We start from the raw sequence: 14,808 nt of genomic DNA on the forward strand, positions 1-14,808 counted from the left end.
GACGGACGGCGTTTCAAGGCCACCCAGCGGAACCAATAAAGTCTCTCGCGAAAAACTAAAAAGCTTAACTCTATACTATCCTTATAGTTGAGTCGGTTAAGTTGAGTCAAGATTCGAGGGGCCGAGCGCAAAAGTCGGAAAACTCTCGCCGATGGTGAAAGACGGTTTCACATCGAACCAATACCGATGGGTTTCCCATCGCGATTTTACGAAATGTCGGTGGTGGCCAAAAGCGCCGACGGAGGCCGGAAGCCGGTCGTGGATGCGGCGCAGCTCAGGATTGATTTTTCCGATACTCTTTGGGCGCCGCGTTTCAGCCTGCCAAGTCCCAACCTCGGAGACGAAACGCAAAATACGAAGAGCGACGTCGCGAGCAAGGTGCGTTGTCGCTGCACATGGTCAAAACTTGCCTGTTGGCGTTTTACTTGGCGCGGGACGGTGATGAGCCGATAAAGACGTCTACCGGATCTATGAGTAAGAAAGTCTGGCTGGAGTGCCGCGCCGCGATTTGGTTCCGGCACGGCGCTATGAGAGAACAACCAGTGGTCAACAGAGGCCCAAACCCGGACCGGTCTCAGGCCGTGAGCGAGGACCTTTCGGGGAGCGCGCCAGACTGGACACAGGCTTCTTCGAATATGCAATCATTGCTGGGTGCCGGTGTGCTGCCGCCATTGATACCCTGAGGACGCTTTAATTGAGAAAATATCCGCTGCTGATGCTGTTACAGCTTCATACTGCTTAAGGCAGTCGCGCGGCGGATGAGTTTTACAGGCGCCGCAGACCAGCTTTGTCTGACCCAAAGCGCGGTAAGTCGGCAGATTGGATGAGGATCTTGGCCAGCCGCTGTTCCGGCGCCGGCACCGGGCCATCGAATTGACCCGCGAGGCGGGGCGCCTTCTTTTTGACGCGGTGACGCGGTGATCGCCCCCCCGATTGCGATATCCGACGCGCCGTGATGGTTCGCCCATACCAGCCGCAAGCCAGGAATGAGCTTTCGCGACCAAGCCGATTGCGTTTTGGGACATTCCCGAGAAATACTACCAGAACCCTGTCGGCGCATGGCTGCGGCATGACAGGCGGAAATCCCTACCTTACCACAGCGGCGATTTCCCAGACGCAGGCGATGACGGAGAGATCCTGTCCGGCATGTCCGGCATTCGGAAGTGTAAAGGGATGCTCGTGAAGCGCCGGATCGAAACCGAAATCATGGTCTGTAAGCTTGAAGCTCAGCGCCAGTATCGTGCATAATCAGTGAAAATTGGGGACATGCTTTGACTGATTCACGGAACCTATTGGAAGAGACGAAGGCCGCAGCGATCTTTGACGCGTCAACTGTCGAAACTGACGGCACGCCCCGCGCGAAGAATGTTGACGGGACGCGCGAGCATCCAAGCCGTACGCATGTCGACAATCGCGGATCGGTGACGGAACTTTTCGATACGCGTTGGGGCTGGCACCCTGACCCGATTTCATTTGTGTACACCTACACCATTCGCCCCGGCTACGCCAAAGGCTGGGGCCTTCATGAGTTGCACGAAGACCGTTATTTCCTCTTGGATGGCCGCATGGAAATCGTCTGTTACGATGTCCGTCCGGATAGCGCGACACACGGCAAGATTACCAAGATTATCCTGACGCCGGAAAACCCGCGCATTATCAGCATTCCGGTCAATGTCTGGCATCTGAACATGAACATTGGCAGCACCGACTGCCGCGTCGTGAACTTTCCGACGGCGCCCTATGATCACGAAAATCCGGACAAGATGCGTTTGCCTATCGGTACTCCGCTGATCCCATATGACGTTCCTCCAGGAATTGTAGGGTGGTAAGAATCCGTTTTTGGCGAGTGGCCTAAGACTTGCATGCTGACTTTGGGGGCACCTTTTGGCCAGAACGCTGATTATCTGCCCGACATTTGATCACGCCGATACGCTGTTCGCATCGGTCGCGAGCGTCCAGGCGCAAAAGGATCACGATTGGGAATTGGTTGTCATCTGTGACGGTTCGCCTGATCGAAGCGTTGACATTTTGACGGCGGTTTCTGCGACTGACCCGCGTGTCCGGTTTATCGTCCAGCCGAAAGGCGAACGTCTTGGGGAGGCATACCGCGACCCTGTCATCCGCGAGTCCAACGCCGAATTCGTCTGTCATATCGGCGATGATGATCTATGGGCGGCGCAGCATCTCGACGTCATGACGGGCATGTTGAAGGACGCGGACTTTGCGATGCAAGCGAGCCTCGAATTCGGGTCTGGCGGAACCTGGGCGTGGAACATCGCCAATTTGGGCACCGACATGTCGCGCGAATTGTCGGGTCGGGCCAAGCCTGTCTTGCTGAACGCTGGCCTGAACAATTTCGCGGTGCGGCGGGATGCGTATTTGCGTCTGCCGCGAGGCTGGTCGCCATCGCCTGTTGGAATGGGGTCGGACGTGTTCATGTGCGTCGAGTACGTGAAGCGTTCCGAAATGCGGGTCGCAAGTTCAGCGGCAACGAGTTTCGTGAAACTCCCGAGTCGACTGCACCGGAAGCTGTATTCACCTGAGCGTCGGTTGGCCGAACTGATGCCCGTATTGGCTCGGATCAACGAACGCGGCTTTCTCCAGAATGCGCGATCTGAGGCCGTGCTGGGAATGCCGATCATGAGGGCGATGTTCTTTGCGGATGCCGGCGCGAAGGAAACACTTGAAACTGCTCTGCATGACATCGGCTTGAAAGCGGTCGGCGCAGAACGTGACCCAGTCACGGCAATCAACGCATCAGTCATGGAGGTTCCGCTCACGGCGTCGCAGTTGGACCAATGCGAGATGGCTTGGTTGATGTTGCGCTGCGTGATTGACGACACCGTGCATGATCGTCTGAGCGCGCTCTCCGAGCAAGGTCTTGCATGGTTGATGACGCCCTACCTAGAGGTCGTCGGGCAGCAGGACGTGCCATTGGCGCTGAGAATTGCCGATGTGCTCGAAGAAGGCCTGGGGCTGGATGAAATTGGCAACGCGTATCGCATTCGCGCACAAATCCTGTCGGGCTTGCTGGAGCAGGCGCGGATTGGCCTCGATATTGCAGAGAAACGGTGGCCGGAAGCGGGCTGGCTTCACACAATGCAGATTTGGCATCGAACTCAATCTCGGAAAAATGACGCTCAAACAGGCAGGTAATGAAAGCTCGTGACCGGCAGACCTCGCACTTGGCGAACCGAGGCGCCCAGACTAGCGAAGAGATCGCTTTGCCGCCCGTCGCATCGGTTGATAAGTGTCTCTGCCGGGAAGACCTGAATGTTGGCCTGCCGCCAAGAGCGAACGAGGGGCGTTTGCTATACTCCGCTGAGCGCTTTCGACGTCAGTCTCCCGCGACCTGACGGATGGACGCGCTCAGCCCGCCATCGACGACCAACTCGGTGCCGGTGATGTAGGAGGCGCGGTCGGATGCCAGGAACACCGCCGCGTCGGCAACCTCCTCGGCGCGGCCCATACGGCCCAAGGGCACCTGCGCATCCCGTGCGGCGCGCATCTCTGCCTCGCTGCGGGTTCCGTAGGATTTCGCAAGGGTGATGCCGATGCGGGGCGTATCGATCAGGCCGGCGACGATGGCGTTGACGCGGATGCCGTCCTGCGCCGTTTCTGCCGCCAGAAGGCGCGTGAAATGCAGCGCCGCGGCTTTGGTCGCCCCGTAGGCAAGGTGAGGATAACCGACATCGCGGATCCCGGCGATTGACGAGGTGACAAGGATGTTGCCGCTCTTGCGCGCGCGCATCGCAGGCAGCGCGGCCTGGGCGGCGATGTGTAGCGATGTGAGGTTCGCATCCGAAATCCGCCGCCAATCCGCGCCGCTTGTCTGCGCGGACGGGCCGCTTTTGCCGAGGCCAACGTTGCAGTGAAGGATATCAATCCTGCCATGCCGGTCCTGGGTGCCGGCGATCATCGTCTCGATGCTGGCATCGTCCAGCACGTCGACCTGCGCCGCTTCGCTCTGGCCCTCGGGCAGCATGGCCACCGTGGCCTCTGCCGCCGCGAGATCGCGGTCCGCCACCACCACATATGCGCCCTCTCTTGCATAGGCGAGGCAAAGCGCCCGTCCGATCCCGATACCCGGCGCGATGGCCCCGCCGCCCAGCACGACGGCGATCCGGCCTTGCAAAAGCCCGCTCATGCCGCGCTCCTTCCAGCGCCGTGACGGGCGCGGATCGCCCGCCATTCGCGCCGAATGCCTACAAAAAGGGAAAAGAGCGTAAGGGCGATGAAGATCCAGCAGATCGGGCTGCGAAAGAAGATCGCGGCGCTTTCCGAGATCAGGTACGAGCGGCGCAGATTGTCTTCGAACAATGGCCCGAGGATAAAGCCCATCAGGAAGGGCGCCGCGGCCATGTTGATGCGCAGCATGATGTAGCCCAAGACGCCGAAGACCAGCATGACACCGACGTCGAACATCTGGCTCTGCACCGCGTAGCTGCCGAAGATGCAGAACATCAGCACCATCGGCAGCAGGATATGGCGCGGCACATCGGCGATACGCGCGAAATAGCGGATCGCGAATTTACCCGCGCCAAAGAGCACGATGGAGCTGAGCATGATGCCGATAAAGATGGCGTAGATCAGGCTGATATTGTCCTGAAACATCAGCGGTCCGGGTGTCAGCCCCTGCAGCATGAACGCGCCGAGGATGACAGCCGTGACGACATCGCCCGGAATACCCAAGGCCAGCAGCGGAATGAGGGTGGCCCCGGCCACGCCGTTATTGCCCGCCTCCGAGGCGGCGACGCCCTCGATCTCGCCATGGCCAAAGGTCTCGGGGTGTTTCGACGACCTGCGCGCTTCGCCATAGGAGAGGAACGCGGCGGCGGTCGCGCCTGCCCCCGGAATAGTGCCGATGATCACGCCGATGAAACTGCCGCGAAAGATCGACACCAAGCAGCGTTTCATCTCGGCCCAGGTCACACGGCTGCCGTCGGCGGCCTTGACCGCGACGGGGGCCACTTTTTTTACATAGAAGTCGATGACTTCGGGCAGTGCGAAAAGGCCGATCAGCAGCGGGATGTAACTGACCCCGCCCATCAGGTTGAAATTGCCGAAGGTGAAGCGCTGCGTGCCATAGACCAGATCGAGGCCCACGGTGGCGACCAGAAGGCCCAGCACGCCCGAGATCAGCCCCTTGGTCAGCGACTCGCCCGAGATCGAGATGACGACCGTCAGCGAGAAACAGATCAGCCAGAAATATTCCGGAGCACCGAAGGCCAGCGCCAGGGAGGCGATCATGCTGGCGAAGAAGATCAGCGAGATATTGGAAACGAAATCAGCGATGCAGGAGGAATAAAGCGCCATCTTGAGCGCCTTTCCGGCCTCGCCCTTGCGCGCCATCGGATAGCCGTCCAGCACCGTGCAGGCGGCCGCAGGCGTGCCCGGCGCGCGTATGAGGATCGCGGTGATCGATCCGCCGAAGACGCCGCCCTTGTAGATGCCGACCAGCAGCAGGATGCCGGTCACGGGGTCGAGATTAAAGGTGAAGGGCAGGGCGAGAGCTACTGCCATCGTGGCCGTCAGGCCGGGGATCGAGCCCACGACGACGCCCACGACGACGCCGATCGCGATGGCGATGAAATTCTCGAGCTGAAAGAACATCTCGAAGCCGATGGCGAGGTTTTCCAGCATCGTCTATCTCCACGCCTCGAAAAAGCCGTCGGGCAGCGGTACCTGCGCGACCTGAGTGAAAAAGAGCCAGACCAGAACAGGCATCAGGATGCCGACGCCGGTCAGAATGAGGGGCCTGCGCTCGCCCGCGAGGAACATGAGGCCGATGGTGATCATGATCGCGGTCGCCAACATGCCCAGCATGTCCGGCAGGATAAGGTAGCCCAGAAGGCAGGCAAAAAGGACCGAGACGCGCAGCTTCCACCGGGGGTGCGTCGCGTCATCGTCGCTTGGCGGAGCCGCCACGGCATCGGGCGCGATCCATGCCTCGACCAGGTGCAGGGCGGCAAAGATCACGACCAGCACCGCGAGGACATAGGGCAGAAAAACGGGTGACAGCGGCAGGTGCTTGACCGAGCTTGGGCGCACAACGCCCTGCGGGATGATCACCAGTGCAAAGACGGCCGCAGCAATGATCAGAACGCCCGCGATCGACATCTCGCGCTTGCGTGCGGCGTTGCGCCATTTTTTCGAAGAGCCTCGGGCCATGCGGCGATCACCTTGTCTGAATGAGTGGGGCGAATTTCAGGAGGTCAAAACGGGCCGCGCCAACCTTGGCGCGGCCCATCGCATCACTGGGACCGGATCACTCGACGGTGACGCCGGCCTCGTCCACGACGACCTTCCACTGGGTCAGCTCATCAGCAATATACGCCGCGAAGTCGTCCGGGCTACCACCCTCGATCTGCGCGCCGCGGCCATCGGCGAACTTCACGAAATCGTCGTCTTCGAGAACTCCGTTCAGCGCCGCCGAGAGCTTCTCGACCACCGCGTCATCGGTCTCGGCAGGCACAAGAATGCCGAACCAGGACCGCGCGGCAAAGCCGTCCAGCCCGTCGATACCCGTCTCCGACAATGTCGGCACATCCGGCAATGCCTCGGCACGCTCGGGCGTGGTGACCGCCAGCGCGCGCAGCTCGCCCGACTGGATATGGGGCAGGGCCGAGGGCAGGTTGTCGAACATCACGTCCACATCGCCCGACATCAGGGCCGGGACGGCCTCGCCGCTGCCGCGGTAGGGCACATGCGTCATGTCGGCGCCTGTGCGCGATTTGAACATCTCGCCCGAGAGGTGGATCGAGCTGCCGACCCCGGACGAGCCGAAGGTGCGTCCCTCGCTGCGTGTCGCCTCAAGAAACTCTTCGGCGGTCTGCCACGGGCTATCCTTGTCTACCACCATCACGTTGGGGATCGAGATCAGCAGCGTGACCGGCTTGAAATCCTCGACCGGATCGTATTGCAGGTTCTTGTAGACCGCAGGCGCGATACCATGCGACGACACCTGCCCCATGAAGAGCGTATAGCCATCGGGCCGCGCCGCAGCCGCTTGCGTTGTGCCCAGGGTGGCACCCGCGCCGGGGCGGTTTTCGACTGTCACGGTCTCGTCGAACTGCACCGCCAGCTTGTCCGCGACCTGCCGGGCCAGAACGTCGGTCGCGCCGCCCGCGCTATATGGGACAATGATGGTAATGCGCTTGGTCGGGTAATCGTCCTGCGCAAAACCGGCGGTCGCCAGACCTGCGGCCACGGCGATGGCCGCGGCTGTCTTTTTCAAAATGTTCATGGTTTTCTCCTCCTTGATGAACGTCGTTCTGGTTTTTGGAACCGCGCGCGTCCTCCCCGCGCGCGGTGTCTTCTTTCGTCATACGGATCCGATGGTCATCCCCCCGCATACGTACAAAACCTGCCCCGTGACGAATCCGGCTCTGTCTGAGCAGAGGAACGAGACGGCATCGGCAATATCCTTGGGCTGGCCCAGCTTGCGCAACGGCACCTTGGCGATGATCGCCTCGGTGCGCGGATCGCCCGGCGGGTTGACACGATCGAAAAGCGTTGTCTGGATGGGGCCGGGGCCGACGGCATTGACGGTCACGCCGTGCTGACCCAGCTCCAGCGCCCATGTCTTGGTCATGCCGTGCAGGCCCGCCTTGGTCGCGGAATAGGCCGTGCGCAGTTCCTTGCCCAGCGCAACGCGGCTGGAGATATTGACAACGCGGCCCATCCCCGCAGCCTTCATGCCAGGCAGGACCGCCTGCATGCAGATGATGGGCGCGCGCAGGTTGACGGCCGCCACGGCGTCCAGATCGGCGGGGTCGGTCTCTTCCAGAGATGCGGGCATGACGATGCCCGCATTGTTAACGAGGCGCGTGATGCGGCGATCCCCGATCACACGGGCAAGTTCGGCTTGTGTCGCCGCGACATCGGCCAGATCGACGGTGATCTCTTCTTGCGCGTAGTCATGCGTGACCGGCACGCGGTCCAGCACGATGACGCGCAGGCCGTCCTCGGTCAATCGCCGCGCGATTGCTGCGCCGATTCCGGCTGCACCTCCGGTTACAAGGGCCAGATCACTCATCGGGCTATTTCTCGAACGGGATGGCCTTGTCGACCACCTGCCAGATATAACGGCCCGAGGGGCGCTCCTGCTCTTCGGCGATATGCGCAACGAGGCCGGCCGCGCGGCTGATGACGGCGAAGCCGCGCATCAGCTTGGTGGGAATGTTCATGCCGCCCAGCAGCGCCGCGGTCGCGCCTGTCGCGTTGATAGTGATATGCCGGCCCGCCGCGTCATCCACCGCCGCGCCAAGCATGCGCAGCGCCTCGATATGGCCGCTCTCCAGCCCTTCTTTCTCGCCCATCTCCAGCAGCAGGATGGCGCGCGGGTCGTCCGGCTTGTGCAGGTGATGGCCAAAGCCCGGCACATGTGCCTTGCGCGCGCGGTGGTCGGCGACGATTTCATCGGCGCGGGCGCGGCGCGCGTCCTCGGGCTGCGACAGGATATCCTCCAGCAACCGCGCGTTGTTCTCGATCGTGCCGACGAACTGGCTGCCCACGGCCATGAGCCCCGCCGCCACCGCACCTTGCAGGTTCTCGGGCGCGCTCATGTAGACCGAGCGGGTGGCGATGGCGCTGGGGGTCAGGCCGTGCTCCATCATCGTGATCAGGATGGCGTTCATCAGCCGCGCATCGCGTGCGCTGACCTCGCGGTTCAGGATGTGGCCCATCATGATGGTGACGAAATCGCCCCCGCCTCCCTGCATCAGATCACCCACGAGGTCGCGGCCACGATAGAAAATCTCGGTATCGGTGTAGCTGCACAGGCCCGTTGTCGGTGTCTTGGCATCCTTGCCCATCATCAGTCCTTTCCAGGTGTTTGGCCGGTCCGGGCCATGAAATCATCGACCAGAACGGCCTTTTGCAATTTGCCATTGGCGTTGCGCGGCAGCGCCTCGTAGAGCGTCACGGTCTTGGGCGTGCGCACCGGGCCCAGCCTTTCGCGGACGAAGGCGATGATATCCTCGCCCGTGGCATCCGATCCGCGGCTCAGTTGCACGGCGGCATGCACCGCTTCGCCCCATTTGTCGTCCGGCACGCCGAAAACGGCGCAATCGACGACCTCGGGATGCTCGCCCATCAGCGGCTCGACATCGGCGGGATAAACGTTGAAGCCGCCGGTGATGATCATTTCCTTGGCCCGCCCGCGGATGAAGACGAACCCGTCCGCGTCGATGATCCCCAGATCGCCGGTATGCAGCCAGCCATCCAAGATGGTCTTGGCCGTCACGTCGGGCTGTTTCCAATAGCCGGTCATCAGCAGATCGCCGCGAATGACGATCTCGCCGGTCTCGCCGGGGGGCAGCAGGCGGCCCTCCGGATCCATGATGGCCACTTCGCTCAGCATCGTCTCGCGCCCGACCGAGGCGCGCTTGGCCGGGTCCAGCAGGTCCTGCGCGCTGATCATGGTGGCAATCTGCGGCGCCTCAGTCTGGCCGTAGGTCGAGGCGATGCAGGGGCCGAAGATCTCTTGCGCGCGGGCGATGGCCTCGGGGCGCATGGGGCCGGCGCCGTAGATCAGGTTGCGCAGATGGGCATAATCCGAGGCGCCGACAGTCTCCAGCTCCATCAGCATATAGAGCACGGTGGGCGGCACGAAGGTGGTGCAGATGCGCCGGTTCTGCAGGCAGTCCAGCGTTTCCTCGGGGCGCGGACGGTCCAGAAGGACAAGCGTGCCGCCACTGCCCAGCGTCGGCAGGATATAGGTCGAGGTGCCATGGGTGATCGGCGCGGCGGCGAGGCACCGCTCGCCCGGGGCCATCGACCAGGCGTCGATCTGGGTGACGATGTTGGTGTTCCATGCGCGGTAGGGCTGCATCACTCCCTTGGGCCGCCCGGTGGTGCCTCCTGTGAACTTGATTGCCTGCGTGGCGTCCAGCGGCAGCGTTGCGGGCTGCGGCCCCTGCCCATCATGCCGGGCGATCAGGGCGCCGATGCTCTCCAGCCCATCGACGCGATCAGCGGCCAGCATGGTGCGTCCGGGCCCTGCCGCGCCCTGCAGACGCTCCTGCGTCTCACCGCTGACGATGAGAATTGAGCAGTCGGTGAACTCCACCGCGCGCACGAGTTCCTCGGCTGTGCTCATTGCCTGAAGCGGCACCCACACCTTGCCCGCCGCCAGAACGGCCAACCAGGCGACCAGATGCTCGAGCGAGTTGTAGCAGCAGATCCCCACGCGCGAGCCGAACTCCCCGTCGATGGCCTGCAATCCGGCGGCCAGCGCGCGCACCTGGCCCTGCAATTCGGCATAGGTGACTGTGCGGCCCTTGCACTCGGCCGCGACGGCGTCAGGCCAGCGGCCCGCAGATCGTTCAAAGAAGTGAATGGGATACATCTGTCGTCCTGCTTGTTTTGTAACCTATGTCGCCAAGGGCAGACTTGATGATTGCGGCTACCTCGGCGCGCCGCTCCGGGCGCATACGCGCATTGATCGTGCCGACCGAGACAGCGCAGACCAGATCGCCGCGCTCGTCAAAGACGGGCAGACCGATGGCGCTGACCCCGTCGATGATAAGCGAGCTGTTGAACACGTAGCCGTCCTTTTGCCACCGCGCCAAAGCCCGCTTGACCGCCGTGGCCGTCAGGCGCCCATAGCGCAGGAAGCGACGCGCATTTTCATCGATGATGATCTGGCGCTGGTCGCTCTCTTGAGCGGCCAAAAGCGCAAGGCTGCCCGCGCCCACGCCCAGCGGTCTTCGCGCCCCGACGGTCAACGTGTTGACCGAGATCGGATGACTGCCCGTGATTTTCTCGATGCAAAGGGCTTCGCCATTCGAGATGACCGACAGGAACGCACTATCCCCCGTCTGCTCGGCGATGTGGGTCAGGCATCCGTGCATGTCATTTCGCAGCCGCTCGAACGCCTGGGGCGATCCCGCCAGCCGCGACATGCGCACGAACTCGGCGCCGAGGAAATAAAGCTTGGAATAGGGGTCGAAACTGAGCAGCCCGCCATCCACCAGCCCCTGAAGCAACCGCCGCGCTGTCGCCGTCGTCATTCCCGCGCGCCGCGTCACCATCGAAAGATTGACCCCGGTGGCGTTGCGCTCGGCGACGATGGGCAGAAGGCGCAATGCCTTGGCCAGCGACGTCTCGGTCGCGTCCGCCGCCATGCCATGCCTTTCGCGCTTTGCTGCCATCATGTCCGAGGCTTCTTTCCTTACCGACCGAGCCACGAGTCTGCGCGGCTCTTTGCGCAAAAAACGCTAGTGACTTGTGACGCAGAGTGTCTAGCTTGGAAGCTTCATATCGTGAAAATTTATTATCATATATTGAAACACTATTGGGATCGCCTTTCCGTAAGAAATCAGAAGTGTATGGTAATGCTGATTTTTTAAGGGCATTGCCAATTTCATGTCGGCTTCATCAGATGTTCAGGCTGGATAGACAGGGTCGGTAATGACTTTGATGCAAGCGCAGGCATGTTGGTAGCAGGGGCTGGCAGCCGCCGGCCCTTCACCCTTGCCGAAGGGCGGAAAGCAGCCGCGGCAGGATCAAGGGCGTGAGGTACATCGGCACTTGGTAGCAACCTACGAAAAGCAGCAGGTGCGTCACCATCTCGGGCGGTAGCGCGGCCAGGAATATCGCGAGGTTCCGATTGCCAGCGGCGATGGCCAGGGCGCCCGCTTCGGGAGCCGGAAGCGCCGCGCGCGAGCTGTGCCAGACTGCGATGGCCGGGCCGAGATTGAGGGCGAAGGCGAGCGCCACCAACGCTGGAACCGCCAAGTCCAGCGCCAGGATGGCCGGACCCACCGCCGCCATCAGTCCGATCACAACCAAAGCCATGGACAGCGCCAGCGCTCCGTCGATCGCGGCGACCGCGCTCGGGCGGCGCAGCCGCGGAATCGCCGCGTGGAGCGCGAAGGCCAATCCGCCCGCCAGCGCAATCACCACCAGCAGGCGCGCGGCGCCGATGGCGACCGCCACCAGATCGGGGAAAATCGGCAGCAGGGCAAAGACGGGCACGGCCGTAAGCGGCAGCAGCGCGGTCCCCAGGACCAGCTGGCGCAACGCGGCGGCAGGATCGGCGCCGCTCATCAACGCAAGGCCGGGCGTGCCGGTAATCGGCGCACCTGCCAAGACAAGGACGGTGCCAAGCCCGGCTGCCGTATGCAGCAGGCCGGCCCAGGCCAGCACCCCAGCGGCGATCATCGGGGCGACCAGCTGCAGCGCCAGCGTCAGGCCCAGCGCGCGGGGCAGGGCTGCCCGGCGCGGCATGGCGGCGCGCGCGCCGATCCGCAGCGCCGAAAGGAACAGCAAAAGCGCGATCAGCGGCACGATGGCGCCGGCCATGGCGCGCGCCAATCCCGGCAGTGCGATGCCAATGACCAACCCGGCGATCAGCAGCCAGCGGCCATGAAGTGCACACCAGCCCAGCGCGCGGTTCACAGCGCCGCCGCCGCCCGCGCCGCTTGATCGAAGCTGCCCGAGAATGTGCGCAGCAGCGCCGAGAGGCGTGAAATCTCGGCCACGTCGATCCCGGCAGCCTGCGCCCCGCGCACCAGCAGAGCCTCGCGTATTTCCGCGTAGCGGGCGCAGAGTTTGGCACCCTGGTCCGTGATGGCGACGGTTTTTTCCTTGGCCTTGCGACCGGTCTCAACCAAGCCGCGTTCGGCCAGTTTGCGCAGGGCATAGTTGACCAGATGCGTGTCCTCGATATTCAGCACCAGGCAGATATCGGCGAGGGTCTTGGGCCGGTCCCGGTGGTGAATGAGGTGAAGAACAAGCACCTCGAGCGGCGACATGCCAGGCGCGCCGGCGGCGGTCATACAGCGGGTAATCCAGCGCTGAAAGGCGTGGTTCGACATGGTGATGGCAAATTCCAGCTCGGACAGCTCCGGCAAGTCTGACGCGGCCAGATGCGCCGAACTGACCACGGGCCCGATAGGGGGCGTATCGCGGTCGCCATCGCTCATCGGTTCAGCATGGTCCCGGGGAGCCAGAGCGCGATCTGAGGAAACACCGACAGGATCGCCAGTGCCAGCACCAACAGGCCGAAGAACGGAGCCGCATAGCGCGCAATGGTAAAGATGTCGCGCCCGGTGATCGTCTGGAGGACAAAGAGATTGAAGCCGACGGGCGGCGTGATCTGGCTCATCTCGACCACGAGCACCAGGAAGATGCCGAACCAGATCGGGTCGATCCCCGCTGTCATGACCATCGGGAGGATGATCGACACAGTCAGCACGACGATCGAGATCCCGTCGAGAAACATCCCCATGATGATGAAGAACACCGTCAGCGCCGCCAGCAGCGCATAGGGCGACAGCTCCATCGCGCCGATCCAGGCGGCGAGTTGCCGCGGGATTCCGGTATAGCCCATCGCCACGGTCAGAAATGCCGCCCCGGCAAGGATGAAGGAAATCATGCAGGTGGTGATCGTTGCCGCGCGCAGCGAGTCCCAGACGCCGCGCATGCTCAGCGCGCGGGTGGCCCAGGCCAGCAGCAGCGCGCCCGCCACGCCGATCACTGCCGCCTCGGTCGGGCTGGCAACCCCTGCGTAGATCGAGCCGATGACGGCCACGATCAGCACCAGAACCGGCAAGAGGCGTGCGGCGGCGCGCAGTGCCTCGGCCAGGGACGTCGCCGGTTCCGGCGCGGGCATCCGGCTGCGGTTCAGCGCGGCCCAGAGCATGATATAGCCTGAAAATAACGCGGCCAGCATCAGCCCCGGCACCACCCCGGCAAGGAACAGGCGCGCGATGGATTGCTCGGTCGCGGCGCCGTAGACGATCAGGATGATCGAGGGCGGGATGAGAAACCCGAAGGTTCCGGACCCGGCCAGCGTGCCGATGATCATGCGGTCGTCATAGCCCCGTGCGCCGAGTTCGGGCACAGACATGCGGCCCACCGTGGCGGTCGTGGCCGCCGATGAGCCCGAGACAGCGGCAAAAAGCGCGCAGGCCATCACGTTGACATGCAAAAGGCCCCCCGGCAGGCGGGTCGTGAAAGGCGAAAGCCCCGAGAACATGTCCGACGACAGCCGCGAGCGCACGAGGATCTCTCCCATCCAGATGAACATCGGCAGCGCGGTCAGATCCCAGACCGTCAGCCCGCCCCAGACCTTGGTGGCAAAGACCAGCGAGGCCGGCGCGGGGGCAGAGGTGATCATGGCCAGAAGGCCGACCGCGACCAGCGCAAACCCAACCCAGAGCCCGGCGGCGAGGGTGGCGAAGAGGACCAGAACAAGGAGCGGCGCAAGGGTGGCGATTTCCATCAGCTCGGCTCCTCGCGCTCGGCCTCGGCGATATCGAAATCAGGCCGCTGGCCGATGATCAGCTGCAGGGTGGCCTGCGCAAGCGCCAGCGTGAGCAGACATAGCCCCAACGTCATCGCGCCTTGCGGCCACCAGAGCGGCACCTTGACCATGCCGAAGCTGACCGCGCCGAACGCGTGACTGTCCAGTGTCTGAAGCAGGCTGGACCATGTGGCGAATGAGGCCAGCGCCGTAGCCCCGGCAGCCACCAGTGCGCCCAGCCAGCGTGCGGGGCCATCCGGCAAGGCACGGGTCAGCAGCGTAACGCGAACATGGCCCCCCGCGCGCAGGGTGCCGGCCATGCCTAGAAATACGGCGGATACAAAGAGGAAGCCGCCAATCTCGGCGAGCGACGGTATGGTCAGACCCGGCGGGGGTATGTCCAATACGCGCGCGGCCCGGTCAATCAGCCGGCCGGTGATCTGCACCAGCACAAGCACCGCAATGGCGGCGAGGGCGGCGGCGGCCAGCGCCAGCGCGCCATCATGCACGCGGTCAAGAAAACGGCGCATCGCGCTTCCCCTCGGGATATGTTG

The 14,808-nt window shown here is 63.1% G+C and carries 15 protein-coding genes; 3 read left to right on the forward strand and 12 right to left on the reverse strand.

Annotated elements, in window-relative coordinates; genetic code table 11:
• The first annotated feature begins 758 nt into the window (after window positions 1-758).
• The 3 genes from ACEWPM_RS07530 (at window position 759) to ACEWPM_RS07540 (ending at window position 3,156) form a co-directional block, all read left to right on the forward strand.
• Complete coding sequence (locus tag ACEWPM_RS07530; protein ID WP_393961445.1) at window positions 759-827, forward strand: LysR family transcriptional regulator; 69 nt, start codon at window positions 759-761, stop codon at window positions 825-827.
• A 465-nt stretch (window positions 828-1,292) separates the two neighbouring features.
• Window positions 1,293-1,829 carry a polysaccharide biosynthesis C-terminal domain-containing protein gene (locus tag ACEWPM_RS07535; RefSeq protein WP_393961045.1) on the forward strand — a complete coding sequence of 179 codons (537 nt, stop codon included), beginning with the start codon at window positions 1,293-1,295 and terminating at the stop codon, window positions 1,827-1,829.
• Window positions 1,830-1,884: 55 nt separating this feature from the next.
• Complete coding sequence (locus ACEWPM_RS07540) at window positions 1,885-3,156, forward strand: glycosyltransferase family 2 protein (protein ID WP_393961046.1); 1,272 nt, start codon at window positions 1,885-1,887, stop codon at window positions 3,154-3,156.
• A 181-nt stretch (window positions 3,157-3,337) separates the two neighbouring features.
• Here ACEWPM_RS07540 and ACEWPM_RS07545 read toward each other — a convergent pair whose 3' ends face one another.
• The 12 genes from ACEWPM_RS07545 to ACEWPM_RS07600 all read right to left on the reverse strand — a co-directional run bounded on the left by ACEWPM_RS07545 (window position 3,338) and on the right by ACEWPM_RS07600 (window position 14,784).
• Window positions 3,338-4,147 carry an SDR family NAD(P)-dependent oxidoreductase gene (locus ACEWPM_RS07545; protein ID WP_393961047.1) on the reverse strand — a complete coding sequence of 270 codons (810 nt, stop codon included), beginning with the start codon at window positions 4,145-4,147 and terminating at the stop codon, window positions 3,338-3,340.
• Complete coding sequence (locus ACEWPM_RS07550; protein WP_393961048.1) at window positions 4,144-5,643, reverse strand: tripartite tricarboxylate transporter permease; 1,500 nt, start codon at window positions 5,641-5,643, stop codon at window positions 4,144-4,146. The genes ACEWPM_RS07545 and ACEWPM_RS07550 overlap by 4 nt, the downstream gene beginning before the upstream one ends.
• Before the next feature lie 3 nt (window positions 5,644-5,646).
• Window positions 5,647-6,171 (reverse strand): tripartite tricarboxylate transporter TctB family protein, encoded by a 525-nt coding sequence (locus ACEWPM_RS07555; protein WP_393961049.1) that lies wholly within the window; start codon window positions 6,169-6,171, stop codon window positions 5,647-5,649.
• Between the two features lie 97 nt (window positions 6,172-6,268).
• Window positions 6,269-7,246: a Bug family tripartite tricarboxylate transporter substrate binding protein gene (locus ACEWPM_RS07560; RefSeq protein ID WP_393961050.1), complete on the reverse strand. Its 978-nt coding sequence runs from the start codon at window positions 7,244-7,246 to the stop codon at window positions 6,269-6,271.
• A 78-nt stretch (window positions 7,247-7,324) separates the two neighbouring features.
• Entirely contained in the window at window positions 7,325-8,038 is a 714-nt protein-coding gene (locus ACEWPM_RS07565; protein ID WP_393961051.1) for an SDR family oxidoreductase, read from the reverse strand.
• A gap of 4 nt (window positions 8,039-8,042) precedes the next feature.
• Window positions 8,043-8,819, reverse strand: a complete 777-nt coding sequence (locus tag ACEWPM_RS07570; RefSeq protein WP_393961052.1) for a citryl-CoA lyase — start codon at window positions 8,817-8,819, stop codon at window positions 8,043-8,045.
• Entirely contained in the window at window positions 8,819-10,351 is a 1,533-nt protein-coding gene (locus ACEWPM_RS07575) for a class I adenylate-forming enzyme family protein (RefSeq protein WP_393961053.1), read from the reverse strand. Before ACEWPM_RS07575 ends, ACEWPM_RS07570 begins: the two co-directional genes overlap by 1 nt.
• Window positions 10,329-11,159, reverse strand: a complete 831-nt coding sequence (locus ACEWPM_RS07580; protein WP_393961054.1) for an IclR family transcriptional regulator — start codon at window positions 11,157-11,159, stop codon at window positions 10,329-10,331. Before ACEWPM_RS07580 ends, ACEWPM_RS07575 begins: the two co-directional genes overlap by 23 nt.
• Window positions 11,160-11,472: 313 nt before the next feature.
• Window positions 11,473-12,405: a GumC domain-containing protein gene (locus tag ACEWPM_RS07585; RefSeq protein ID WP_393961055.1), complete on the reverse strand. Its 933-nt coding sequence runs from the start codon at window positions 12,403-12,405 to the stop codon at window positions 11,473-11,475.
• Window positions 12,402-12,932, reverse strand: coding sequence for a winged helix DNA-binding protein (locus tag ACEWPM_RS07590; RefSeq protein WP_393961056.1), 531 nt, complete (start codon window positions 12,930-12,932; stop codon window positions 12,402-12,404). The genes ACEWPM_RS07585 and ACEWPM_RS07590 overlap by 4 nt, the downstream gene beginning before the upstream one ends.
• Window positions 12,929-14,233, reverse strand: a complete 1,305-nt coding sequence (locus ACEWPM_RS07595; protein ID WP_393961057.1) for a TRAP transporter large permease — start codon at window positions 14,231-14,233, stop codon at window positions 12,929-12,931. Before ACEWPM_RS07595 ends, ACEWPM_RS07590 begins: the two co-directional genes overlap by 4 nt.
• A complete protein-coding gene (locus tag ACEWPM_RS07600; RefSeq protein ID WP_393961058.1) occupies window positions 14,233-14,784 on the reverse strand; it encodes a TRAP transporter small permease in 552 nt (183 codons plus the stop codon). Before ACEWPM_RS07600 ends, ACEWPM_RS07595 begins: the two co-directional genes overlap by 1 nt.
• Window positions 14,785-14,808: the final 24 nt, after the last annotated feature.

It is taken from the genome of Roseovarius maritimus, assembly GCF_043355895.2.
In the GTDB taxonomy this organism is placed as follows: Bacteria; Pseudomonadota; Alphaproteobacteria; order Rhodobacterales; family Rhodobacteraceae; genus Roseovarius; species Roseovarius maritimus.

What these genes read in the sequence shown, in the direction of transcription:
- ACEWPM_RS07565 (WP_393961051.1), bottom strand. Translation starts at nt 8,038, where the DNA reads ATGAGTGATCTGGCCCTTGTAACCGGAGGTGCAGCCGGAATCGGCGCA.
- ACEWPM_RS07550 (WP_393961048.1), bottom strand. Translation starts at nt 5,643, where the DNA reads ATGCTGGAAAACCTCGCCATCGGCTTCGAGATGTTCTTTCAGCTCGAG.
- ACEWPM_RS07560 (WP_393961050.1), bottom strand. Translation starts at nt 7,246, where the DNA reads ATGAACATTTTGAAAAAGACAGCCGCGGCCATCGCCGTGGCCGCAGGT.
- ACEWPM_RS07590 (WP_393961056.1), bottom strand. Translation starts at nt 12,932, where the DNA reads ATGAGCGATGGCGACCGCGATACGCCCCCTATCGGGCCCGTGGTCAGT.
- ACEWPM_RS07600 (WP_393961058.1), bottom strand. Translation starts at nt 14,784, where the DNA reads ATGCGCCGTTTTCTTGACCGCGTGCATGATGGCGCGCTGGCGCTGGCC.
- ACEWPM_RS07595 (WP_393961057.1), bottom strand. Translation starts at nt 14,233, where the DNA reads ATGGAAATCGCCACCCTTGCGCCGCTCCTTGTTCTGGTCCTCTTCGCC.
- ACEWPM_RS07575 (WP_393961053.1), bottom strand. Translation starts at nt 10,351, where the DNA reads ATGTATCCCATTCACTTCTTTGAACGATCTGCGGGCCGCTGGCCTGAC.
- ACEWPM_RS07580 (WP_393961054.1), bottom strand. Translation starts at nt 11,159, where the DNA reads ATGATGGCAGCAAAGCGCGAAAGGCATGGCATGGCGGCGGACGCGACC.
- ACEWPM_RS07545 (WP_393961047.1), bottom strand. Translation starts at nt 4,147, where the DNA reads ATGAGCGGGCTTTTGCAAGGCCGGATCGCCGTCGTGCTGGGCGGCGGG.
- ACEWPM_RS07570 (WP_393961052.1), bottom strand. Translation starts at nt 8,819, where the DNA reads ATGATGGGCAAGGATGCCAAGACACCGACAACGGGCCTGTGCAGCTAC.
- ACEWPM_RS07555 (WP_393961049.1), bottom strand. Translation starts at nt 6,171, where the DNA reads ATGGCCCGAGGCTCTTCGAAAAAATGGCGCAACGCCGCACGCAAGCGC.